Source organism: Pseudoalteromonas sp. CO348, assembly GCF_004208845.1.
GTDB classification, from domain to species: Bacteria; Pseudomonadota; Gammaproteobacteria; order Enterobacterales; family Alteromonadaceae; genus Pseudoalteromonas; species Pseudoalteromonas maricaloris.
Window position 1 is genome coordinate 1 of the sequence record NZ_SGPI01000049.1, and the last position, 1352, is coordinate 1352.

At 46.3% G+C, this 1352-nt stretch carries 1 protein-coding gene; it reads left to right on the top strand.

Translation table 11 applies throughout. The features are described 5' to 3' along the window. Positions 1–1352 (top strand): condensation domain-containing protein (locus EXT48_RS23495; RefSeq protein WP_240703438.1); only part of this gene is annotated, 1352 nt, incomplete at both ends.

Genomic DNA, 1352 nt, shown 5'->3' on the forward strand with positions numbered 1-1352 from the left:
ACGCCGGAATACAACATGCCAATGGTCTTTAGAGTCACAGGAACATTTTCACTGAAAGTGTTAACACAGGTATTTGAGACGATATTGGATAGGCATGAAGTGTTAAGGAGTGTGTATGAAGCAGAAGGGGGAGAAGCGAGACAACGGGTAAGGGAAGTATCGGCGCTAGATTTTAGCATAAAAGAAGAAGATTTGAGTCATCTCACGGGTGAGAAGTTAGCGGGGGAGATAGAGAGCAGAGTCACAGCGGACATAAAGCAAGCGTTTAACTTAGCGGAAGATGTGATGCTGCGGGTCTGCTATATCAAGACAGGGGGAGAGTCAGGCGTGTTGATTTTCAACATGCACCATATTGCCTCGGATGGTTGGTCAGTAGATGTTCTGACGAAGGAGTTTTTTGCGTTATACCATGCGTATAGTGCGGGTAAAGCAAATCCGTTGCCGGGCCTGCCGATACAGTATATAGACTATGCACATTGGCAAAGGGAATATTTATCGGGAGAAGTGCTAGAGGGGCAGTTGGGCTATTGGGAAGAAAAATTGGCGGAGTTACCAGTAGTACACAGTGTGCCTTTAGACTATGCAAGGCCAGCGACGAAGGGGTATGAAGGAGGCGTGGTAGCCGGTGCTTTAGGGGGAGAAGTGAGTCAAGGACTGGAAGCGTTGGCGAGCAAGTTTAGACTGACCCCATTTATGTTATTACATGGTGCACTGTGCTTATTGCTGTCACGGCATAGCAATAGTCAAGATATAGTCATAGGAACACCGGTAGCGAATAGGTTACACGGAGAGCTAGAGCCGCTAATCGGCTTTTTTGTGAATACCTTGGTATTGAGGGTAGATACAACAGCGCGGGCATTGTCGGCATATTTAGAAGATATCCGTGCGGTGCACTTAGGTGCGCAGTCCAATCAGGATGTACCGTTTGAACAATTAGTAGAGCGAATGAAGGTACCAAGGAGTAGTGCTCATAGTCCTTTATTCCAAATCATGATGACGACGAATACGGACTATGGTTTATATGGAGAAGCTGAAGGGGCAAGTTTCCAGTTACCGGGAGTAGAAATCACAGAGTTTGATTCATCGCTTATCCAAGCGAAGTTTGATTTAAACGTAGAGCTAACTCTACATGAAGCGGGAGTCGGGTTGCGCTGGACCTATGATAAGGGACTGTTTACGGAGCGTCATATAGAGCAGCTAAATAGTCACTTATGCCGATTATTAGAAGCGTTAAGTGAGGTAGGCGAGAATACAGAGGTAGGGATATCCAACTTAGCGATGTTGTCGGAAAGAGAAGTAGAAGAGTTGGTGTATGAATTAAACGACACAGCGCAGCCTTACCCAGAGATGGC